We start from the raw sequence: 20711 nt of genomic DNA, 5'->3' as shown, positions 1-20711 counted from the left end.
GCTTTGCGTCCCTTCTTTTTTATTCGTCTTCAGCGAATTGATAACGGAATAGATCCTTAGGATCGGGTTCAGGAGATTCTTCCGCAAAGCGAACACATTCCTCCACGACATCACGGATCTTCTTGTCGATCGCCTTTAATTGGCTTTCATCAACTAATCCATGCTCAATAACACGACTAGAGAAAATTTTAATAGGATCGCGACCAAACCATTTATCCTTATCTTCCTTGCTGCGTAGCTCATCGGGGTCAGCGAGGGAGTGACCTCTAAAGCGATAGGTCATACATTCTAAAACCGTAGGACCTTCACCCGCACGAGCGCGACGGATTGCCTCTTGAGCATATTTCCGTACTTCGACTACATCCATGCCATCAACTTCAAACCCGGGCATACCAAAAGCTTCTGCTTTCTTATGGATACGGACATCAGAAGTTGCGCGAACATGCTTCATGCCGATCGCCCAGTCATTATTTTCAATTACAAAAATGATAGGCAACTTCCACAAAGCCGCCATATTTAGGGTCTCGAAAAATTGACCATTATTACTTGCGCCATCACCAAAGAAACAAGCGGTTACTTGGTCAGCATTAGGATCGCCCATTACCTCTCGGCGATATTTAGACTGAAATGCTGCTCCTGCTGCTACGGGGATACCTTCAGAAACGAAGGCATAGCCACCCAAGAAGTTATTCTTCGCAGAGAAGATGTGCATAGAGCCGCCACGCCCCTTACTGCATCCTGTTTCTTTACCAAAAAGCTCCGCCATGACTTCATTGGCTGTGACACCTGCACTGAGGGCATGAACGTGATCGCGGTAGGTGCTACACACATAGTCATCGGGGCGCATTGCCTTAATCACACCAGTAGCAACGGCTTCTTGACCATTGTACAAATGCACAAACCCAAACATTCTTCCGCGATAATACATCTCAGCGCACTTATCTTCAAAAGTCCGTCCCAGTACCATATCTTCGTAGATGGTGAGGACTTCTTCTGTAGTGAGATTAAGTGCAGAGGTCGCAACAGGCGCAACAGTGTCTTGAGGCATCGATTCAGTACTTGTGCTAATCGTTAAAAATTTTTCTTTTGCTAGTCTAGCAGCGAATGACTATTGCAGTACAGCTTTATGCCATTAGCGTGCGATCGGCATAATCGGTTTTTTGTGGCAAATTAATCCAAGGGCGTGTAATCAATTAGGTAAACTGGAGGAAGAAAAAGGTGAGAATCAAAACATAAACCGATATGACAGCCCGCCGATATGCCCTAAGAGATGACCAATGGGAGATGATCAAAAACTTATTGCCGCGGGCAGAGAAGGGACTGTTGTAGTCACCACCAATGACAACCGATTGTTTGTTGAGGCAGTGTTATATCGCTACTGAGGAGGAATCCCTTGGCGAAACTTGCTAGAGAGATTTGAGGATTTTCGAGTAGTACATACAAGGTTTAGTCGATGGGCAAAAACATCTGATGAGAAGATATATTGAGAGGTTTGAGAAACAGGGTAAAACTCCTGTGATTCCACCCAAGCGCAATCGCACAACTCAACAGGAATATGACAAGCGATCACTAAATTTTACAAGGTGCAACAGTATAACTTCGAGTAGTTGAGTTGTTAAATTCTTCTTTGCAAACTCTAATTCTAATTCTCCTTCCCAAGCTGCACTCATAGAATACTCAGATATGAATTTATTTGTTTATTATTTTTATTATTAAGAATTGAAGCACAAAGTCCATCTTCTAGTAATAAATCTCTATTTACTATTGTGTAGTATTTGTACTGCTTTTTCTTTTGACTTTGTTCTTGCTTATGAATAATTCAGGCAAAAGAAGTCTCACCTGATTTGGTATAAGACATAACAGATTACAAAGAACAAGTAACGCAGTATGTGATTAAGAAGTTGAAACTTGGTTAAGTTTTAAGTTGTGTACATTTACATAGATGTTCATGATTTTCTATGGTGATCAACTTTCTATTGTCCTCGTATTCTTTTACAGTTGCTAGAAAGATTTTATGCCAAAGACGCTGTTTAAAGTTGATCTCACTAAGCCCATGAGTGAGCAAGAATTACCTGGTCATAATCGGTGGCATCCAGACATTCCTGCTATAGCCTCTGTTAATCCAGGCGATACTTTTCGGATCGAATGTAAAGATTGGACAGATGGACAGATTAAGAATGACGACAGTTCTGACGACGTTCGCGATGTAGATCTATCGATTGTTCATGTACTAAGTGGGCCAATTTGGGTAAATGGCGCGGAACCTGGTGATATCCTTGTTGTCGATATTGTTGATATTGGCGCTCTTCAAGGTGATGAGTGGGGATTCACAGGCATTTTTGATCAAAAAAACGGTGGTGGATTTTTAACCGATCACTATCCCAATCCTGCTAAAGCAATTTGGGATTTGCAGGGAATTTACACCACTTCGCGTCATATCCCTGGTGTCAAGTTTGCGGGAATTACTCACCCTGGTTTAATCGGCTGTGCGCCATCCCATGAACTACTCGCTAAATGGAATAAGCGTGAGTCTGAGCTAATGGCAACTCAACCAGATCGCCGCACTTATGGTGCTGGCATCAATATGGATGGAGTGCCGGTATTAGCGGCTCTACCAAATCCTCACAATGCGGTTCTAGGTACTTTACCTCAGTCTGAATATGAGCGTGTTGCCGCCGAAGCAGCCCGCACCATCCCACCTCGTGAGCATGGTGGTAACTGTGATATCAAGAATCTGTCCAGAGGAACTCGCATTTATTTTCCTGTATATGTTGAAGGCGGCAAGCTTTCCATGGGCGATCTGCACTTCTCTCAAGGCGATGGTGAAATATCCTTCTGCGGCGCAATTGAGATGGCTGGATTCATTGATCTTCATGTAGACATCATCAAGGGCGGCGTAGATAAGTATGCCATGACAAACCCAATCTTCAAGCCAGGTCCCGTCGAACCTCATTACTCGGAGTTCTTGGTGTTTGAAGGTATTTCTGTAGATGAGTTTACAGGCAAGCAATATTTCATGGATGTACATATTGCTTACCGTCAAGCTTGTTTAAATGCGATCGCCTACCTCATGAAGTTCGGATATACAGGTGAACAAGCTTATCTGTTACTAAGCTGTGCGCCTATAGAAGGAAGAGTTAGTGGTATTGTGGATATCCCAAATGCCTGTTGTACTCTGGCAATTCCAACTGCAATTTTTGATAAAAACATTCTTCCGGTTTAATCAAATATGCCTCTTTATGAATTTCGATGTGAAGAATGCGGTGTTTTTGATGTGTGGAGACCAATGGCTGAGTCCAGCAATCCTGCACATTGTCCAGAATGTGATCGTCGTGGCAACCGCATCTTTTCACCACCAATGACGCTTTCTAGAACGGTACGCATGAAAAAAGTCAGTTCGGAGCCAGAGCTTGTTAAGCGAGATCTGGAACCTAAGACTCCCAGAGTTCAGTATCATTCTGGAAGTCGTCCTTGGATGGTCGGCCACTAGATTAAGTGTTAGGAATTGATATCTTGTATTTACTCGTAATGAGAATCTATACTTGATGTCAGAATTACATATCTTTTGGTGTGAGTTTTAAAGTAGTTTAGGAGTGTTTCATCTGATGAAGAAGATCAATAGATCGAATGATGCTTTGAATGCGATAACCCGTCGCCGATTTATCCAGTACGGTTCTCTAGCCGCTGCTACCAGTATTGTTGCAGCATGTACCCCAACTGCGCCTGACACTAAAACCCCTACTACCACTGGAGCAACTTCTTCTGCCTCACCAGCCGCAAGTGGTGCAAAAGGAATCAAGGTTGGCGTAATGTATTCGACTACAGGTACGATCGCGATCGTTGAGAAGTCGTTACAGGATGCAACTTTCCTCGCGATCGATCAAATCAATGAAGGCACAGGTCCTTGGGCTGGCAAGAAGGGTATTGACGGACAAATGATTGAAAAAGTCGTCGTCAACCCTGACTCCAACTGGGATTTATACAACCAAATGTCCAAGCGTTTGATTGATGAAGACAAGGTTGTCTGCGTTCTTGGTTGCTATACATCAGCTAGTCGTAAATCAGTTCTTCCTGTTTTTGAAGAGAAGGACAGCCTACTTTACTATCCTGTCTACTATGAAGGAAACGAATGTAGCTCGAACGTCATTTACACTGGTGCTGCACCCAACCAACAGATCACCGATTCGATCCCTTACTGCATCAAAAACTTTGGTAAGAAAGGATTCTTCATCGGTTCTGACTACATCTATCCTAAAGAAAGCAATCGGATCGCCAAGGCAGAATTGGTCAATGGTGGCGGTGAAGTTGTGGGTGACGAATATGCTGCGCTCGGTACAACTGAGTTCATCACTATCATCAACAAGATTAAACAAGCCAAGCCTAACTTCATCCTTAGCAATCTAGTTGGAGACAGTATTCCTGCATTCTACAAGCAACTCAAAGATGCTGGGATCACTTCCAAGGATATTCCGATCATGGCATTTCCTACCACAGAAGAAGAAATCCAAGCGATGGGACCTGAGTTTGCGGAAGGTCACTACAGTAGCTTCAACTACTTCCAAACCGTTGACACACCTGAGAACAAGGCATTTGTGGAACAGTTCAAAGCGAAGTTTGGTAAGGATCGCGTAACCAATGGCGTTATGGAAGCAGCTTATCTGCAAACATTCTTCATGGCTCAAGCGATGGAAAAATGTGCCAAAGAAAAGAAACCCCTCAACACAGCTAATCTGCGTGAAGCAACCAGAGGACAAGTATTCAAGGCTCCTCAAGGGACTGTGAAGGTCGATCCAGACAATTACCACACCTATCTATATTCCAGAATCGGCAAATGGAAAGCAGATGGTCAGGCTGAAATTGTATTTGCTACCAAGGCAGCTGTTAAACCAATTCCTTGGAGCCAAGCTCTTTACAAGGGTCGCCTCTGTGTTCATAAAACACCAGATGATCGCAGTAACCCTATTGTTGAGACGAAGAAGGACATTCCTGTTGAGTTCCTAAAGGAAACTTAAATTGACTTCCGTCTAGTCTAATTGTTTTTAACAACCTCCCGCTGACTGCTTATAGCAATCCAAAAAGATATTTGAGAGGCACACCCTTTGGGTGAGCCTCTCAAATATCTTAGAAAGCTATAAATTGTTTTTCTATAGGTCGGAAGTAAAGTTGTTAATTTAACCAGAATTAACCAAACACTGAATGATTCAACTAAGAAAGCCATGAACGTCTTGCCAATTAATGCATTATCTTCGTTAATACACTTAGCACAGGCAACTCCGGCAGCAAAGTCATTCGACCCGATCGCAATTACCAATCAGCTCCTAAATGGTGTTGGTATTATCGGTATTCTTTTGTTGACAGGTTTAGGACTTTCAATAACGTTCGGAGTTATGCGAATAATCAACCTAGCACATGGTGAATTCATCATGCTCGGCGCATATACATCGTTTGTGTTGCAAAGTAATTTCAAAATGGATTTGTTATTAACAATTCCATTTTCATTTTTGTTTACCGCATTCATTGGCGCAATTGTAGAACTAACCATTGTTCGGCGACTATATGGGCGAGCTGTGGAGACGCTTTTGGCGACTTGGGGATTAAGTATTGTGATTCAAGGCGTTGTTAAGCTTATTTTCACGGCTCAACTAAAATATGTCAAAGCCCCTCCCTACATCAGAGGTAACTGGACTCCGTTTCAAATTGGCGGACAGGCTATTGAAATATCTTACTACCGCTTGTTTATAATCTTCATGGCGCTTTTACTTCTAGGAATCACAGCTTTCCTACTCTACGGAACAAAGCTGGGAAGAGAAGTGCGGGCAGTAACCCAAAACAGAGACATGGCGAAGTGCTTGGGTGTAAATACTAGTCTCGTAGATATGCTTACTTTTGCCTATGGATGCGGTTTAGCAGGAGTTGCAGGTACTGTTATTTCTTCACTAAAAAGTGTCGCGCCACCAATGGGACAAGATTATCTAGTGGACGCTTGGATGACTGTTGTTACAGGTGGGGTGGATAAATTAATCGGCGTTTTAGCAGGTGCAGTTTTGATTGGCGAATCGAACGCAGGGATTGCTTACCTGATCAACGATCCAACTGCACGAGTAATCGTATTAGCCGCCGTAATAGTATTGATTCGCTACCGTCCCGAAGGATTATTTACAGTTCAGAAGCGTAGTTAAAGCGTTTACATCGATCTTTTTGTCAATAAGTGCGAATTTAGTGGAGGTTTTGTTATGGCAGAAGTAGTAGGTCGCATTCGACAGGCTAACTATGTTCCGAAGAGATGGTTAGCGACAAGTTTAGTACTGTTGTTGATATTTACAATCTTTCCTTTTGTTGCTGGCGAATTCCAAACCAACCTGATGGCAAAACTGCTCTTGTTTGGAACGTTAGGCGTTTCACTAGATCTAGTTTGGGGATTCACAGGTATTCTCAGCTTTGCTCATGGTGTGTTTTTTACTTTAGGTGGATATGCGATGGCATATTATCTAAAGTTAAATTTGTCTGCTACAGCAAACAATTATGGAGGCACACTTCCAGACTTCATGGTTTGGAATGGTTTGAAGGAACTGCCTTGGTTCATTGCGCCATTGCAGTATTTTCCCGTTGCTGTACTTGCAATGGTAGTACTGCCAGCAGGATTTGCCTATTTGATTGGCTCCTTTATTTTTCGCTCTAAGGTTAGCGGTGTTTACATTACAGTTATTACCCTCGCTATTTCCTCTGCCTTAACGACTTTCTTTGTGAGCCAACAGGCTTACACGGGCGGAACTAACGGTATTACTGATGTTTCAAAACTAGTCTTATTTGGAATAACTGTTCCGCCAGTCGGAATATATTTCATAATTCTTGGATTTGCGGCAGTTGTCATGGCTGGCAGTTGGTGGTTAACTCAATCAAACTTTGGATTGATTCTCCGATCTATTAAAGAGAATGAACAACGTATTTCCTACCTTGGCTACGACGTTGCTAATTTTAAAATCTTTATTTGGACTCTATCTGCTGGAATTGCTGGGATTGCTGGTGGTTTATTTGTTCCTCTAAACAAATTTATTTCACCAGTTTATCTGGCTGTTGCGTTTGGTACTCAGATTGTAATTTGGGTTGCTGTAGGTGGACGAGGAACTCTTTTCGGTCCATTCATCGCAGCGATTTTACTTGGACAGGTCCAAAATTCAGTGGATCGGATTACTCAAGATTGGCAGTTAATTGTCGGAGTAATTTTGATGATAGTTGTCTTATTTCTACCTGACGGACTAATGAGCCTATTGCCAAAGAAATTCCTGTCTAAAAAGTCTAATCAATTGAGTAGGTCTGAATAGTTTCTAGAATGTAACAATACTATCTTTTGCTAATTTAAACCTTTGGTAAAGTTAGTGTTAACAAAATCTAATATTTCTTAATCCCGAAAAGGTGTAACTCATGGAAACAACTTCTGTAGTTGAGACCGATAAATTTGTGTCAGAAACTAGCAGAGTTGCTAGTGATAGACAATCTGTGTTGTCAGTTAAAGATCTCAAAGTAGTTTTTTCTGGATTCAAAGCATTAAAAGGTGTTGATTTAGAGGTGGGCGAAAATGAGATTGTTACGATAATTGGACCAAATGGAGCTGGTAAAAGCACTTTGCTTGATGCGATCGTTGGTAAATCTCCTGTAGCTTCTGGTCATGTTTACTATCATGGCAAGGATATAACTAATCAAAGTCCTTACGAAGTAGCACGTATGGGAATTGGACGTAAGTTCCAAAACCCTAACGTTTACAATGATTTGACAGTATTCGACAACATCTTGTTAGCGCTCAAAGGCGCTCATGGCGTTTTTGCTTCAATCAAGTCCAAACTTACGGCTGGCAAAAGAGACAAGATAATTTCTGTACTCGATCGCGTTGGGCTTTTAGAAAAAGGCTATTCTAAAGTCTCATCTCTGTCTCACGGGCAAAAACAGTGGGTGGAGATTGGGATGGTGATTGCTCAAGACCCAACTTTAGTATTGCTAGATGAACCAACTGCTGGTATGACTCCTGACGAAACCCATTTGACAGGCGAAATTATCAAGACAATTTCGCAGAATCATTCTGTTGTGGTAATTGAGCATGATATGGAGTTTGTCAAACAAATTGCTCAGAGAATTGTGGTACTTCACCAAGGTGAAAAATTGACCGAAGGATCAGTCAATGAAGTTCAATCAAATCCTAAAGTAATTGAGGTATATCTTGGACGCGAACAAATCGATGCTGCTTGAACTAAGTGATGTTAATGTTTCCTATGGACAAACACCTGTTTTGTTTGGAGTGAACATGACAATTAATAAGGGTGATATTGCTTGTTTGCTAGGGCGTAATGGTGTTGGTAAAACGACATTATTACGTAGCGTTATTGGCTTGAACAAAGTGCTTTCGGGCAATATTGTTTTTGATGCCGATGAAATCACTAAGATTCCAACTTACAAACGGGCAAGGTATGGGATCGCTTACATCCCTCAAGGTCGAGAGATCATTCCTTATCTATCGGTTTTAGATAATCTCAAACTGGGTATGTCGGCTGGACAGAAGAAGTATCGCAAGATTCCTGATGAAATTTTCGAGTTCTTTCCAATGCTCAAACAGCATTTGAGCCGTCAAGGCGGATTGTTAAGCGGCGGTCAACAACAGCAATTAGCGATCGCACGCGGATTGATGAGCAATCCGAAAATGATGCTTTTGGATGAGCCAACTGAAGGAATTCAGCCTTCGATTGTGCAGGAAATTGAGGACACCCTCAAGAGGATTAACCGTGAGAAGGGGATTACTCTAATTGTCGTAGAGCAGAAAGTTGACTTTGCAAAGCAGCTAGCGCAAAAGTTTTTCATCATGGAGAAAGGATCCGTTGTCGCCAATGGTGCAACTGCTGATCTAACCGATGATTTAGTGCATCAGTATTTGGCTATTTAGAACTACACAAGCAAACTAATAAGGTAATAAAGATTCTGTCCAAGAGTTTTTATTACCTTATTTTTGTAGATTATTTGAATTACTCCCATAAAACTATTAGTTATTACAAAACATATGACTCGAGCTTTAGTAGGCACAGTTCGCTCTCTTTGGCGATATCCTGTCAAGTCGATGCTGGGAGAGCAACTTGATGAAGTGGATGTAATATTCAAGGGTTTTTTAGGTGATCGCGCTTACGCCCTGTGGGATTGTGAAACTGAGAGAATTGCCAGTGCTAAGAATCCAAAAAAATGGGCAAAATTGCTGGGATTTCAGGCAGAGTTTATATCATCGCCTAAACCCAAAACTTTAATGCCAGCCGTTAAATTTGCCTTGCCAGATGGAAGTACAGCTACCAGCGACAATATTGATATCAATACTACTCTCTCGCAAGCAGTAGGAAGAGATGTGCAGTTGCTTACTTCTGCTCCTGAAGCACCTAGTTTAGATCAGTACTGGCCAGATATTGAAGGAGCGCTTAATCGGGAAATCATAACCCAATTGTTTATGCCATCAGGGACTTTTTTTGATTCCTGTCCTATTCACGCGATTACGACCGCTACATTATCTCAACTAAAAAATATCTATCCTGAAGGAGCTTTTGAGCCTTGTCGGTTCCGTCCGAATATCTTAATTGAGCCAACAGATCCAGAAGCCGCATTTATTGAAGATGGTTGGGTGGGTAGTAAGATGTTCATCGGTGATCAAGTCTGCCTGAGCATCGATACTGCATGTCCTCGATGTGTGGTGACAACCATTGCTCAGATGGGGCTTCCTACGGATTTAAATATTTTGAGAACCACAACTAAACATAACAAAACGATCGCAGGGATTCGCAACTCAGTCCTACAGGAAGGAATAATTCGTTGTGGCGATCAAATTTGGTTAGAGTGAACCAAAAACTGTAACGTCCGCTATGCAGACGGTACAGTTTTTGATGTTTTATATTTAGTTGAGCCTAGCTACTTACATTCGCCTAATAATAAATTCTGTAATTTTGGCTAGTCCTTCTTGAGTTTTAAGATTACTAAAAACAAATGGTTTGTCGCCGCGCATTTTCTGAGCATCCCGATCCATTACGCTAAGATCTGCACCAACATAGGGAGCAAGATCGATTTTATTAATTACCAATAAATCAGATTTAGTAATTCCCGGTCCTCCCTTGCGCGGAATTTTATCGCCTGCAGCAACATCGATTACATATAAAGTTAAATCCACAAGTTCAGGACTAAAAGTAGAAGCAAGATTATCGCCGCCACTTTCTACAAAGATTAAATCTAAATTAGTAAAGCGAAGTTCTAATTGCTCGATCGCCGCTAAATTCATGGAAGCATCTTCACGAATGGCAGTATGGGGGCAACCGCCCGTTTCTACGCCAACAATGCGATCGCGATCTAGAGCTTCACTCCGTACGAGAAACTGAGCATCCTCTTGAGTATAAATATCATTGGTCACGACAGCAATTTGAAAATGCGATCGCATTGATTTACAGAGCGAATCGACAAGGGCAGTTTTTCCAGAACCGACGGGACCAGCAACTCCAACACGAAATGGTGACATAGAAATTTATCTTTAATCTATACTGTTTAAGGATAACGCTTAAATATTCGCATTTAATATTTTTGATGGAGCAGCTTAGCCGCTCCATCAAAAATATTAAATTATGGAAAGCTTAGTGCTATTCACAATAGTATAGGTTAGGAATTATGCACATTCTCACACAACGTTTATCTTCACATGCCAAACAACTATTTAATGTAGAATCTTTACTTACATTATCTCTAGTTGCGGAAGATAGAACTCGTAGCCGTCATCGCTTTACCACAGTGGAAGGAGAAGAGGTGAATTTACAGCTTCCTAGAGGAACCGTACTAAAGGAAGGAGATTTTCTCGCTGATGAACATGGACAGGCGATCGCTAAAGTTGTCGCGAAACCAGAACCCGTTGTTACTATCACCACTCACCATCCTCTTGATTTTTTGCGTGCTGCCTATCATTTAGGTAATCGCCACATCGCCTTAGAAATTACCGAAAGTTATTTGCGCCTATCCCCCGATCCCGTTCTAGAAGATATGGTTCGCAAAATGGGATTGAATATCATTGAAGAAATTCAGCCATTCCAACCAGAAACTGGCGCTTACCACCATCACCATGATCATTAATCCCGACGCTTTGCAAATATTACGGCTCTTGCAAATTACTAGTCCCGCTTTGCCTGTGGGAGCCTACAGCTATTCAGAAGGAATTGAGTACCTTTGCAATTCAGGAGTGATTCAGACCGAGATAGATCTCTGTAATTGGTTAAAGAGAGAGATGCACTTTGGATTTATCACCAACGAGGCAGCGATCGCTCTCCGCGCCCATCAAGCAATGCTCAAGAATGATCTAGTTGCCCTTAACTATTGGAATAGTTGGCTTTCAGCAACAAGGGAAACCGAAGAAGTCCGTCTTGCCAGTTGGCAAATGGGACAGTCGTTGATGAAGCTCTGGGTGCAGCTTGACGATCAGCAACTATGGCGATCGCAATCAATAAACCAAATTTTGCCAACCGCTAAAGATAATTCCGAAGGACAGGGTTGTAACTATGCGATCGCTTTTGGCATTGTCGGTGCAAGTTTAGAAATTGATGCAAGTAACACCGTCCTTGGCTACATGCATAGCTGGGTATCGAATTTAGTGAGTGCGGCTGTGCGATCGGTTCCCTTTGGACAAACCACAGGACAGCAGATTATTTTTCGACTCAATGCCGATATTTTGCAAAGTTCACAATCAGCATTAGATTGTCTAGATAGTGAGTTGGAATGGTGCGGCTGGGGGGCAAGTTTAGCGAGTGCCAATCATGAAACACAATATTCACGACTATTCCGTAGCTAAAACCCATATTGTTATGCCGCCCGCATAACAATATGAGGAGGGGTGCATTCAGCAATTCTCATTATGAACGAAGGCTAGTCAAACCGTTGATATAGGGATATTGTAAATAACATGATGATTGATTTAGGGGAAGAGCTTTGAAAGCACAAGGCTCATTCGACAGAATTGTAGAAATTTTCCGACAACAACTAGAATCATTGCCAGACAAGCGGACAGGCAAAAATAGTCGCTATGGCATGGAAGATGCAGCCATGAGTGCATTCAGTGTATTTTTCACTCAAAGTCCATCATTCTTGTCTTACCAGCGGACAATGGAGCAGACAAAAGGGCGAAGCAACGCCCAAAGTTTATTTGGGGTGCATAAAATACCAACGGATAACCATATCCGAGACTTGCTAGACCCAGTGCAACCTAAAGAAATGTTTCCAGTGTTCGAGACAATCTTGGAGACGATAGAGCAAAAGGGGAAACTGCAAGGATTTCGAGGATTCGCCAACAATCTATTAATGGCGCTAGATGGGACAGAGTACTTTAGTTCAAAACAAATACACTGTCACCATTGTTCGAGTAGGAAAATGAAATCAGGAGAAATTCATTATTTTCATAGCGTAGTTACGCCAGTTATCGTCAGTCCACATCAATCGCAAGTGATTCCCCTAGTACCAGAATTTATTGTGCCGCAGGATGGAAATGACAAGCAAGACTGTGAGAATACAGCCGCCAAAAGATGGTTGTTACAACATGGCAGTAAGTACAGTGCATTCAAGGTAACTGTTTTGGGTGATGACCTTTATTCTCGCCAACCCCTCTGCCAAATGCTATTAGAGCAACAGTTCAACTTCATCTTAGTCTGCCGCCCCGAATCTCACCCCACTATCTATGAGCATATAGAAGGGATTGCTTTGCCAACGGTGGTTGTCAATAAGTGGACAGGGAAAGTTCAAGAGACCTATACCTACCAATATGTCAATGGGCTACCTATCAAAGATGGTGACGATGCTTTGCTGGTTAACTGGTGTGAACTAACTGTGACTAGACCTGATGGCAAGGTAGTTTACAAAAACTCTTTTGCCACCAATCACCTGATTACTGAGCAAACAGTGGTGGAAATCGTGCTGGCTGGTCGTACTCGTTGGAAAGTGGAAAATGAGAATAACAATACTCTCAAAACTAAGGGCTACAACCTAGAACACAACTTTGGACATGGCAAGGAGCATCTTGCTTCATTCCTAGCCACCCTCAATATTTTGTCCCTACTATTTCGCACGTTATTGGAATTGGTCGATGACAAGTACCAGTTATTGCGCTCTCATTTGCCAACCCGCAAAACCTTTTTTAACGATTTACGCGCCTTGACTCGATATCTTGTTTTTGATAGTTGGGATCATCTTTTGACTTTTATGATTCAAGGTTTGGAGTTAGATCTCCCTCCCAACAGTAGTTAATTTTTCATAATGAGAATTGCTGGGGTGCATTGCGCCCCTCCTCATATTGAGCCATCAAACGATACAATCGTTTAGATAGTGGGTATCGCAAAAAATTTAGAGAATATGGCAGTAATTATTGACGGCAAGGCACTTGCTAAGAAAATGCAAAGCGCGATCGCAGAAGAGGTCGCACAATTGCAAACCCAGTATGGTCGTCCTCCGGGGCTAGCCGTGCTGATGGTTGGCGACAATCCCGCCAGTGCCGCCTATGTCAAAAACAAAGAAACTGCCTGTCACAAAGCGGGGATCGCATCTTTTGGCAAGCATTTTCCTGCAAGCGTTACCCAACAAGAATTAGAGCAAGTAATTGATGAACTCAATGCCGATGATCGCGTGGATGGCATTTTGATTCAATTACCTTTGCCCGACAAATTTGATGCGATCGCCCTGTTAAATCGCCTCGATCCTGATAAAGATGCTGATGGCTTGCACCCCAATAATTTAGGTAAACTGGCGCGAGGCGAAGCAGGCTTACGGAGTTGCACACCTGCGGGAGTGATGGAGCTATTAGCCGAAGCCAAGATTGATATTGCTGGGAAAAATGCCGTGGTGATCGGGCGCAGCATTCTCGTAGGCAAGCCCGTTGCCCTAATGCTGCTCGAAGAAAATGCCACAGTGACGATCGCCCATTCCCGTACGAAGAATCTTGCCGAAATTACCCGCAAAGCTGATATTTTAATTGCAGCGATCGGTAGACCCGAATTTGTAACCGCCGAGATGGTTAAGCCTGAGTCAGTGGTCATCGATGTGGGAATTAACCGCATCACTGACTATGAAGGCAAATCCCGCTTAGTCGGTGATGTGGACTATGCCAGCGTCAGTGAAGTTGCCTCCCACATTACCCCTGTTCCGGGGGGAGTTGGTCCAATGACTGTAACCATGCTCCTACACAACACTGTATGGAGCTACAAGCAAAAGTTTGCTAAACCCTAGAATTTTTGGGTTTTAATACCTAATGTATTAAAACCCAAAAATTCTAGAGAGAGGATCGCAAGACGTTGCATAATATACATTCTGGATACTGTCTGGAATTCTGCCCCAATTCCAGCAATTATTAGGACTTACACATCGTTTAGATGTGGCGCGGGCAACGCCCGCGTCACATCTAAACAAAAATCAGTAAATTCTTTAATTATTTATTGTCGAGTAACTGTCGAAATCACTAAAGCCAGCTATGCCATCACAAACCGTCGCATTCAATTTAGATAAGTATTTACGCGATCGCAAACAAGAGGTTGAATCAGCCCTTGATACTTCGATCTCTGTCACCTATCCTGAAAAAATTTATGAATCAATGCGTTACTCGCTACTAGCTGGTGGTAAGCGCTTGCGTCCGATTCTCACCCTTGCCGCTTGTGAATTGTTAGGCGGCGATCGTGCATCGGCAATGCCCACCGCCTGTGCAATGGAAATGGTACATACCATGTCATTAATCCATGATGATCTGCCTGCGTTGGACAATGACGATTTTCGGCGCGGCAAACCGACAAACCATAAGGTTTATGGTGATGACATTGCAATTTTGGCAGGGGATGCTCTACTTGCCTATGCTTTTGAATATATCGCTGCGTATACTCAAGCTGTACCTGCTGACAGAATTTTAAAGGCGATTGCCCATCTGGGTCATGCTGTGACGGCGACAGGTTTAGCAGGTGGTCAAGTTGTCGATCTAGAATGTGAAGGTAAGCCAGATGTGACTGCGGAAACCCTCACATTTATCCATATCCATAAAACTGCGGCTTTGCTAGAGTCATGCGTCATCTGTGGTGCATTACTAGCAGGTGCAAATGATACTGACATCACGCGCTTATCCACCTATGCTAAGAATATTGGTTTAGCTTTTCAGATTATTGATGACATTCTCGACATCACCGCTACATCTGAGCAGCTTGGCAAAACTGCGGGTAAAGACCTCGCCGCCCAAAAAGTTACTTATCCGAGTCTGTGGGGTATCGAAACCTCGCAACAAAAGGCTCAGGAACTAGTAGCAGATGCGAAGGCGCAACTGGTCAGTTATGGTGACTCGGCTTTACCTCTGATGGCGATCGCTGATTACATCACTGCTCGGAAAAACTAAATCGCCAAGCTCACAATTTCTCTTGATCCTATTTTTTGATCCTACCGCCCGATCTCGACATCTTCGAGAATGCCGATGGCATCGGGGACAAGGATAGCGGCGGAGAAGTAGTTGCTGACTAGATAGGAGATGATGGCCTTTTCGTTAATACCCATAAAGCGCACGTTCAACCCTGGTTCATATTGATCAGGTAACTCCGCAGGCTGAAGACCTACCACGCCCTGATTGTCCTCACCAGTACGCATAACGATAATCGATGTGGTTTGAGTCGTTCTGTCAATGGGGATTTTGCCACAAGGATAGATAGGGATGCCGCGCCAAGCCGGAATTCGGTTTCCACCTACATCGATACTTTCCAAATCAATCCCCATCTTGTTGCACTGACGCGCAAAGGCAGCGATGGCACGTGGGTGGGCAAAAATATACTGTGAATTGCGGCGGCGGGTGATCAGCTCATCAAAATCATCTGGGTGAGGTAGACCATTGCGGGTGGGGAAGCGTTGGCTAAGATCGGTGTTGTGCAGCAGTCCGAACTCTTGATTATTGACCAATTCATACTCCTGCCGCTCGCGCAACTCATGCACAGTCAATTTGAGCTGTTGTTCGATCTGGTTCATTGGCTCGTTGTAGAGATCGGCAACGCGCGTATGGACACGCAGCACCGTCTGCACTAGGCTCAACTCGTATTCGCGCGGCGAGGTCTCGTAATTAACAAAAGTCGTGGGCAGCACGGGTTCGCCTGTATGACCAGCAGCTAACGCAATCGCGGACTGACCATATTTATCTTGGGCTTTTGGCGGACGAGCCTTAAATTCTTCGATGTGGGCTTGCAGCGATTCAGAGGAAGCCACCACATCTTCAAACGATTGCTGTGTTAGCACCAAGACCGTGCAGCGTGTAACCGCCTTCATGGTGAAGTCCCAGAGATCGGCGGATTCGATAATAGCCTGGTAGGTGAAGTGGTCTCCGTCGGTCAATACCGCAAGCTCCATGTCATCCCCATACTTCCCCGTACCGATCTTGCTGACCTTGCCGTGAGCAATTAGCACAATCTGATCAGCAGGGATTCCCTTTTCCACCAGCACATCACCGGGTTGAAACTCCTGCTGCACAAAACGCTCTGCCAACCTGTTTAGCACTGCCTCCTCGTCAAAGTCACGCAACAGGTCTATTTCGCGCAACTCTTGCGGGATCACTCGTATGGTAGCCCCCACGTTGGTAAAGGTCACTCGTCCATCGCCCAGCGCATAGGTCAAACGTCGATTGACCCGATAGGAGCCACCGCGCAGCTCCACCCACGGCAACAGACGGCTGATCCAGCGCGAACTAATACCCTGAGTCTGCGGAGTAGTCTTGGCAGTTGTGGCTAACTTCCGCGCCGCATCTGTACTCAGGCTCGACTGCTCCGCCAGCCCCTGCCCATGGGAGTTAAAGTCTTGGGTCATTTTTTACCTCGCTTTCTATATACACATGAGCTGGTTTATTCAACCGCATGAAATCTGGTTGAACTATGTGCGCTTCTATAATTAGGCTAGTGATTGTGAATCTGGCTGTGAAGCACCGTTGCTGTTTTTATAGCGCGGGTTGCTGTTATGCCATTCAAATGCGCCGCCCATCCAGCCGCGCAATCCGCGCAGGAACCTCTGAAGCTCAACGTTGGGTAAAGCTTGGAGCTTCTGGTGGCGTTCCCGAAAGTCATGAACCAAGTCGTTATGAAACTTGACAGTGATCTCCGTCGCCTCTTCGATAGAGCAGCCCCGATCCGCCGCAATCTGTAGCACCATGTTGACAGGTGGCTGCTCGTCTGCCAGATCTTTGGCGACCGAAAGGAGATCGTTGACCAGAACGACCGCCGTCCCAGCTAGGAACGCTGCGTGACGGACGCGCGAATCGAAGAAAATATCTGGTGGGAGGACGTAGCCTCCGATGGGGTCGATTAGCGTCATGGAGGTGTAGAAGCTGTCGTGCTGTCGCGCAGCCAGATACTTCCACGCTGGCGGATACTCGCCAGTATAACGCCACGCTGCGTAGGCACTCCAAGAGACGAACATAGAGAAGGTGGCGTAACAGGTACGCTGGACTTGCTCTGGCGTGGCGTACTGTCCTAAATAGTCGATGCCCCTACCGAGGGCTACCAGCACCCGCTCTTCGGCGATCGCTTCCTCTAGCGGGGTGGTAAATTCCCCTGCTGGCGGGGGCGGGTCCATTGCGGTCATCGCCAACAGGAGACGAGGGGGGAGCAACTTTGGATCTGCCCCAAGCTCGGTGTCGTCAGCGTAGTAGTCATCAGCAGCCCACCAAGCCATGTTCAACTTGGCACCGATCAACAGCCGAGATGGGTCATCGCAGTCTGGGTGTGCCAGCATCACCAGGCGTCCAAACCGTACCTTGCGAATTTTCTGCGCCTCGTCCTCATCAAACCCGCATTCCAATGCCCAGTCCGCCAGTCGATCATCGACCTCGTCTGCCAGTGGCTCGTTGAATCGTTCGGGAATGGGGCAGTAGAGTGGTGAGGCAGTTCCATCGCCCCAAGCTCTCTCTGCATAGGCAGGATCGCAATCCCCCACCGAGGCGAGATCTGTCTGGAGTAGTCCTGAATCTAGGTTATCGGTACGAGCAGCCTTGGCTATCTCACTCACAAAGCGAGCGGCGGATGTACCAAGACCAGTCGGACCAAATAAAAATGTGGTACTCGTATTATCCAGGTTGGTATCTTTCATGCTCTTATCCCTGTATTAGGGCAGTGATGTGTGGTGCGTTTGCAGTATGCGTGCTACGCACCACACCATGGTGCGGGTTGTGTTTTGGAGAATCCTTACCGAATGATGCGGTCAGCAACGATGAGCAGATAGTGGAAACTGCCCTCTTTATATGCAGTAAGGAAGTAATCCTCGACCCCAGTGATGAGCGAAGACTTGGCCCGTAGTTCCCAGTAGGGAATCGTTAGGGGAGTCAGATCGATTACAGTAATAGGGGCGAGGTTGTTCGCCGCTAGTGCCTTGAAATATTGACTACGCGGGTGGATGTTACAGATATAATGTGCATCTATCTGGCTGACCGCCCGCGATCGTCCTCCCGTAACATCGTTGTAGCAACCCGTTATGCAGGCGTAGCGACCACCATCCTGCAAAAGACGAGAAAACTCGGCGAACAGCTTGAACAGATCTACATACATTGTGGTCTCATTCGTCCAAATGCTGCGCATGGCTCCCGTCTCGAAGCCAGTATCCAGCATATTGCGAAAGTGGAACTTTACCTTGTCGGCTATGCCGCGCTGCACAGACTGGTCGTTGGCAAACTTGACCTGAGATTCTGAGATTGACACTCCATCGACCTGACAGCCAAAGCGTTCATTGACCACAAAGCTGGTACCGCCGCGACCAGAACCGCCATCCATCACGCGGTCATCAGGCTTGACATTGCCCAGATGGTCGAGCAGGAAAACCGCCTGAGCGTGTTCGAGTCGGTGTAGCTCACGAATAATCTGATCGTTGCGCTCACCTTCGGGAGCCTCTAATACCGACCAATCGACATCGCCGATCCCGTAGTGGTGGTGATAATAGCCATCAACGTGACCGAGTAGAAGATTAACGGGATTTTTTTCTTGGTTCCAATAGTTGGCAACTGACTTCTGATACTCGCTACGCAAAACATTGTCGGCAGTGATAGTTTGGGGCGTTGACATAGAATGTGTTACTGGTGAATAGGTGTTTCAATGAGTGTATGGTGAAGATGCTGACAGTTGGCTGTTCAGTTACCTCTACTGGGATCTACTAGCGTCCTAGCTCGACATCTTCAAGTACGCCGACGGCATCGGGCACGAGGATGGCAGCGGAGAAGTAGTTGCTGACGAGGTAGGAGATGATGGCTTTTTCATTGATGCCCATGAAGCGTACGTTCAACCCCGGCTCATGTTGATCGGGCAATGCTGCGGGTCGAAGCCCTACTACGCCCTGATTATCTTCACCAGTACGGACAACGATCACGGAACTGGTCTGGGTGTTGCTAATGGGAATCTTGTCGCAGGGCAAAATCGGGATGTTGCGCCAAGTCAACACTCGTTCGCCCCCCATATCAAGGCTGTCGGGATAGAGACCTAGCTTGTTGCACTCCCGACCGAAGGCCGCAATGGCACGCGGGTGGGCAAAAATGTACTGTGCATTGCGTCGGCGGGTGATCAGCTCATCAAAATCATCTGGCGTGGGCGGACCATTGCGGGTGGAGAAGCGCTGACCGAGGTCAGCATTGTGCAGCAGCCCAAACTCTTGGTTGTTAACCAACTCGTACTCTTGACGCTCACGCAACTCGTGTACTGTTAGCTTAAGCTGTTCCGCAATCTGGTTCATTGGCTCGTTGTAGAGGTCGGCAACGCGGGTATGAACACGCAGCACTGTCTGCGCCAAGCTTAGCTCATATTCACGCGGAGAGGTTTCGTAGTCGACAAAGGTTGTGGGCAGTACGGGTTCACCACTGTGACCAGCGGCCAGATCAATGGCGGACTGACCGTACCGATCCTGATCTTTGGGGGGTTGGGTGCGAAATGCCTCAATGTGTGCTTGAAGTGATTCTGAGGAGTTGACCAGTTCTTCAAAGGAGCTTTGTGTTAGTGCTAAGACCGTACAACGTGTGATCGCTTTGATGGTGAAGTCCCATAGATCTTCTGATTCAAGAATGGCTTGATAGGTAAAGTGATCGCCATTGGTCAACACCGCAAGCTCCACCTCATCGCCATACTTGCCTGTACCGATCTTACTGACCTTGCCGTGAGCAATCAGCACGATCTGGTCGGCGGGGGTTCCCTTGTCTACCAGCACATCACCGGGTTGAAACTCCTGCTGCACAAAGCGATCAGCTAAGGCATTCAAGACAGCCTCATCCTCAAATTCTCGCAGAAAAGCCAGCTCGCGCAACTCCTGAGGAATTACTTGAATCGTTGACCCGACGTTCGTAAAGGTGACACGACCATCACCTAGCGCATAGGTCAAGCGGCGATTGACACGATAGGAGCCGCCGCGCAACTCCACCCAAGGCAGCAGGCGACTGATCCAGCGCGAGGTGATGCCCTGCATCTGCGGAGCAGTCTTGGTGGTTGTGGCCAACTGCTTCGCTGCCCGAGTACTGAGGCTAGACCGCTCTGCCAGAGTTTGCTGATTAGAATCTAGATTTTCTGTCATGTTTAACCCTCTGATTGTACTGATGGTTTGTACTTATCCAAGGGGGAGCAAGCAACGGTTATTCCAGCAATTTTTTGATGTGATTTAACACTGATATGTCTTGATTTAAGTCATTTGATGAGCCTCAAACG

At 45.3% G+C, this 20711-nt stretch carries 20 protein-coding genes and 1 pseudogene; 15 read left to right on the top strand and 6 right to left on the bottom strand.

What is annotated here, in order from left to right; translation table 11 throughout:
- Positions 1-19 precede the first annotated feature (19 nt).
- The gene (pdhA, locus tag HC246_RS18960) at positions 20-1048 is read right to left on the bottom strand and encodes a pyruvate dehydrogenase (acetyl-transferring) E1 component subunit alpha (protein ID WP_169365002.1); all 1029 of its coding nucleotides are present in this window, start codon (positions 1046-1048) and stop codon (positions 20-22) included.
- Between the two features lie 194 nt (positions 1049-1242).
- Here pdhA and HC246_RS26020 point away from each other — a divergent pair.
- The 10 genes and pseudogenes from HC246_RS26020 to HC246_RS18915 all read left to right on the top strand — a co-directional run.
- A pseudogene (locus tag HC246_RS26020) lies at positions 1243-1463 on the top strand (transposase); the annotation flags it as partial.
- Between the two features lie 7 nt (positions 1464-1470).
- Positions 1471-1611: a hypothetical protein gene (locus HC246_RS18955; RefSeq protein ID WP_169365001.1), complete on the top strand. Its 141-nt coding sequence runs from the start codon at positions 1471-1473 to the stop codon at positions 1609-1611.
- 403 nt (positions 1612-2014) lie between these two features.
- A complete protein-coding gene (gene fmdA / locus HC246_RS18950) occupies positions 2015-3223 on the top strand; it encodes a formamidase (RefSeq protein ID WP_169365000.1) in 1209 nt (402 codons plus the stop codon).
- Positions 3224-3229: 6 nt separating this feature from the next.
- Positions 3230-3490 carry an FmdB family zinc ribbon protein gene (locus HC246_RS18945; protein WP_169364999.1) on the top strand — a complete coding sequence of 87 codons (261 nt, stop codon included), beginning with the start codon at positions 3230-3232 and terminating at the stop codon, positions 3488-3490.
- A 115-nt stretch (positions 3491-3605) separates the two neighbouring features.
- On the top strand, positions 3606-5012 hold the full coding sequence (locus tag HC246_RS18940) for an ABC transporter substrate-binding protein (RefSeq protein ID WP_169364998.1): 1407 nt from the start codon (positions 3606-3608) through the stop codon (positions 5010-5012).
- A 204-nt stretch (positions 5013-5216) separates the two neighbouring features.
- On the top strand, positions 5217-6179 hold the full coding sequence (gene urtB / locus HC246_RS18935; protein ID WP_169364997.1) for an urea ABC transporter permease subunit UrtB: 963 nt from the start codon (positions 5217-5219) through the stop codon (positions 6177-6179).
- A 54-nt stretch (positions 6180-6233) separates the two neighbouring features.
- A complete protein-coding gene (gene urtC / locus HC246_RS18930) occupies positions 6234-7322 on the top strand; it encodes an urea ABC transporter permease subunit UrtC (RefSeq protein WP_169364996.1) in 1089 nt (362 codons plus the stop codon).
- 100 nt (positions 7323-7422) lie between these two features.
- Positions 7423-8241, top strand: a complete 819-nt coding sequence (gene urtD, locus HC246_RS18925; RefSeq protein WP_225903051.1) for an urea ABC transporter ATP-binding protein UrtD — start codon at positions 7423-7425, stop codon at positions 8239-8241.
- A complete protein-coding gene (gene urtE, locus HC246_RS18920) occupies positions 8231-8929 on the top strand; it encodes an urea ABC transporter ATP-binding subunit UrtE (RefSeq protein WP_169364995.1) in 699 nt (232 codons plus the stop codon). The genes urtD and urtE overlap by 11 nt, the downstream gene beginning before the upstream one ends.
- A gap of 114 nt (positions 8930-9043) precedes the next feature.
- Positions 9044-9862 (top strand): MOSC domain-containing protein, encoded by an 819-nt coding sequence (locus HC246_RS18915; RefSeq protein WP_169364994.1) that lies wholly within the window; start codon positions 9044-9046, stop codon positions 9860-9862.
- A gap of 72 nt (positions 9863-9934) precedes the next feature.
- Here HC246_RS18915 and ureG read toward each other — a convergent pair whose 3' ends face one another.
- Entirely contained in the window at positions 9935-10528 is a 594-nt protein-coding gene (gene ureG / locus HC246_RS18910) for an urease accessory protein UreG (RefSeq protein ID WP_169364993.1), read from the bottom strand.
- A 146-nt stretch (positions 10529-10674) separates the two neighbouring features.
- Here ureG and ureE point away from each other — a divergent pair, with 146 nt between their 5' ends.
- From ureE to crtE, 5 genes are all read left to right on the top strand, one after another.
- Positions 10675-11130: an urease accessory protein UreE gene (gene ureE, locus HC246_RS18905; RefSeq protein WP_169364992.1), complete on the top strand. Its 456-nt coding sequence runs from the start codon at positions 10675-10677 to the stop codon at positions 11128-11130.
- Positions 11120-11842 carry an urease accessory protein UreF gene (locus HC246_RS18900; protein ID WP_169364991.1) on the top strand — a complete coding sequence of 241 codons (723 nt, stop codon included), beginning with the start codon at positions 11120-11122 and terminating at the stop codon, positions 11840-11842. Before ureE ends, HC246_RS18900 begins: the two co-directional genes overlap by 11 nt.
- 164 nt (positions 11843-12006) lie before the next feature.
- Complete coding sequence (locus tag HC246_RS18895) at positions 12007-13287, top strand: ISNCY family transposase (RefSeq protein WP_169365236.1); 1281 nt, start codon at positions 12007-12009, stop codon at positions 13285-13287.
- Positions 13288-13392: 105 nt separating this feature from the next.
- Positions 13393-14262, top strand: a complete 870-nt coding sequence (gene folD / locus HC246_RS18890) for a bifunctional methylenetetrahydrofolate dehydrogenase/methenyltetrahydrofolate cyclohydrolase FolD (RefSeq protein WP_169364990.1) — start codon at positions 13393-13395, stop codon at positions 14260-14262.
- A gap of 241 nt (positions 14263-14503) precedes the next feature.
- Complete coding sequence (crtE, locus tag HC246_RS18885) at positions 14504-15406, top strand: geranylgeranyl diphosphate synthase CrtE (RefSeq protein ID WP_169364989.1); 903 nt, start codon at positions 14504-14506, stop codon at positions 15404-15406.
- A 41-nt stretch (positions 15407-15447) separates the two neighbouring features.
- Here crtE and HC246_RS18880 read toward each other — a convergent pair whose 3' ends face one another.
- From HC246_RS18880 to HC246_RS18865, 4 genes are all read right to left on the bottom strand, one after another.
- Positions 15448-16851 carry a family 2B encapsulin nanocompartment shell protein gene (locus tag HC246_RS18880; protein WP_169364988.1) on the bottom strand — a complete coding sequence of 468 codons (1404 nt, stop codon included), beginning with the start codon at positions 16849-16851 and terminating at the stop codon, positions 15448-15450.
- A gap of 81 nt (positions 16852-16932) precedes the next feature.
- The gene (locus tag HC246_RS18875; RefSeq protein WP_169364987.1) at positions 16933-18126 is read right to left on the bottom strand and encodes a family 2 encapsulin nanocompartment cargo protein terpene cyclase; all 1194 of its coding nucleotides are present in this window, start codon (positions 18124-18126) and stop codon (positions 16933-16935) included.
- A 95-nt stretch (positions 18127-18221) separates the two neighbouring features.
- The gene (locus tag HC246_RS18870) at positions 18222-19091 is read right to left on the bottom strand and encodes a geranyl diphosphate 2-C-methyltransferase (protein WP_169364986.1); all 870 of its coding nucleotides are present in this window, start codon (positions 19089-19091) and stop codon (positions 18222-18224) included.
- Positions 19092-19179: 88 nt separating this feature from the next.
- The gene (locus HC246_RS18865) at positions 19180-20580 is read right to left on the bottom strand and encodes a family 2B encapsulin nanocompartment shell protein (RefSeq protein ID WP_169364985.1); all 1401 of its coding nucleotides are present in this window, start codon (positions 20578-20580) and stop codon (positions 19180-19182) included.
- Positions 20581-20711 lie beyond the last annotated feature (131 nt).

Source organism: Pseudanabaena yagii GIHE-NHR1 (assembly GCF_012863495.1).
GTDB classification, from domain to species: domain Bacteria; phylum Cyanobacteriota; class Cyanobacteriia; order Pseudanabaenales; family Pseudanabaenaceae; genus Pseudanabaena; species Pseudanabaena yagii.
This window is presented reverse-complemented; position numbering and strand designations above follow the sequence as displayed.

Excerpts from the sequence above, each read along its gene's own strand:
- HC246_RS18870 (WP_169364986.1), bottom strand. The coding sequence starts at position 19,091 with ATGTCAACGCCCCAAACTATCACTGCCGACAATGTTTTGCGTAGCGAG.
- HC246_RS18875 (WP_169364987.1), bottom strand. The coding sequence starts at position 18,126 with ATGAAAGATACCAACCTGGATAATACGAGTACCACATTTTTATTTGGT.
- urtD (WP_225903051.1), top strand. The coding sequence starts at position 7,423 with ATGGAAACAACTTCTGTAGTTGAGACCGATAAATTTGTGTCAGAAACT.
- HC246_RS18880 (WP_169364988.1), bottom strand. The coding sequence starts at position 16,851 with ATGACCCAAGACTTTAACTCCCATGGGCAGGGGCTGGCGGAGCAGTCG.
- urtC (WP_169364996.1), top strand. The coding sequence starts at position 6,234 with ATGGCAGAAGTAGTAGGTCGCATTCGACAGGCTAACTATGTTCCGAAG.
- HC246_RS18915 (WP_169364994.1), top strand. The coding sequence starts at position 9,044 with ATGACTCGAGCTTTAGTAGGCACAGTTCGCTCTCTTTGGCGATATCCT.
- folD (WP_169364990.1), top strand. The coding sequence starts at position 13,393 with ATGGCAGTAATTATTGACGGCAAGGCACTTGCTAAGAAAATGCAAAGC.
- ureG (WP_169364993.1), bottom strand. The coding sequence starts at position 10,528 with ATGTCACCATTTCGTGTTGGAGTTGCTGGTCCCGTCGGTTCTGGAAAA.
- HC246_RS18900 (WP_169364991.1), top strand. The coding sequence starts at position 11,120 with ATGATCATTAATCCCGACGCTTTGCAAATATTACGGCTCTTGCAAATT.
- HC246_RS18945 (WP_169364999.1), top strand. The coding sequence starts at position 3,230 with ATGCCTCTTTATGAATTTCGATGTGAAGAATGCGGTGTTTTTGATGTG.
- HC246_RS18940 (WP_169364998.1), top strand. The coding sequence starts at position 3,606 with ATGAAGAAGATCAATAGATCGAATGATGCTTTGAATGCGATAACCCGT.
- HC246_RS18865 (WP_169364985.1), bottom strand. The coding sequence starts at position 20,580 with ATGACAGAAAATCTAGATTCTAATCAGCAAACTCTGGCAGAGCGGTCT.
- HC246_RS18955 (WP_169365001.1), top strand. The coding sequence starts at position 1,471 with ATGAGAAGATATATTGAGAGGTTTGAGAAACAGGGTAAAACTCCTGTG.
- urtE (WP_169364995.1), top strand. The coding sequence starts at position 8,231 with ATGCTGCTTGAACTAAGTGATGTTAATGTTTCCTATGGACAAACACCT.
- fmdA (WP_169365000.1), top strand. The coding sequence starts at position 2,015 with ATGCCAAAGACGCTGTTTAAAGTTGATCTCACTAAGCCCATGAGTGAG.
- crtE (WP_169364989.1), top strand. The coding sequence starts at position 14,504 with ATGCCATCACAAACCGTCGCATTCAATTTAGATAAGTATTTACGCGAT.
- pdhA (WP_169365002.1), bottom strand. The coding sequence starts at position 1,048 with ATGCCTCAAGACACTGTTGCGCCTGTTGCGACCTCTGCACTTAATCTC.
- ureE (WP_169364992.1), top strand. The coding sequence starts at position 10,675 with ATGCACATTCTCACACAACGTTTATCTTCACATGCCAAACAACTATTT.
- urtB (WP_169364997.1), top strand. The coding sequence starts at position 5,217 with ATGAACGTCTTGCCAATTAATGCATTATCTTCGTTAATACACTTAGCA.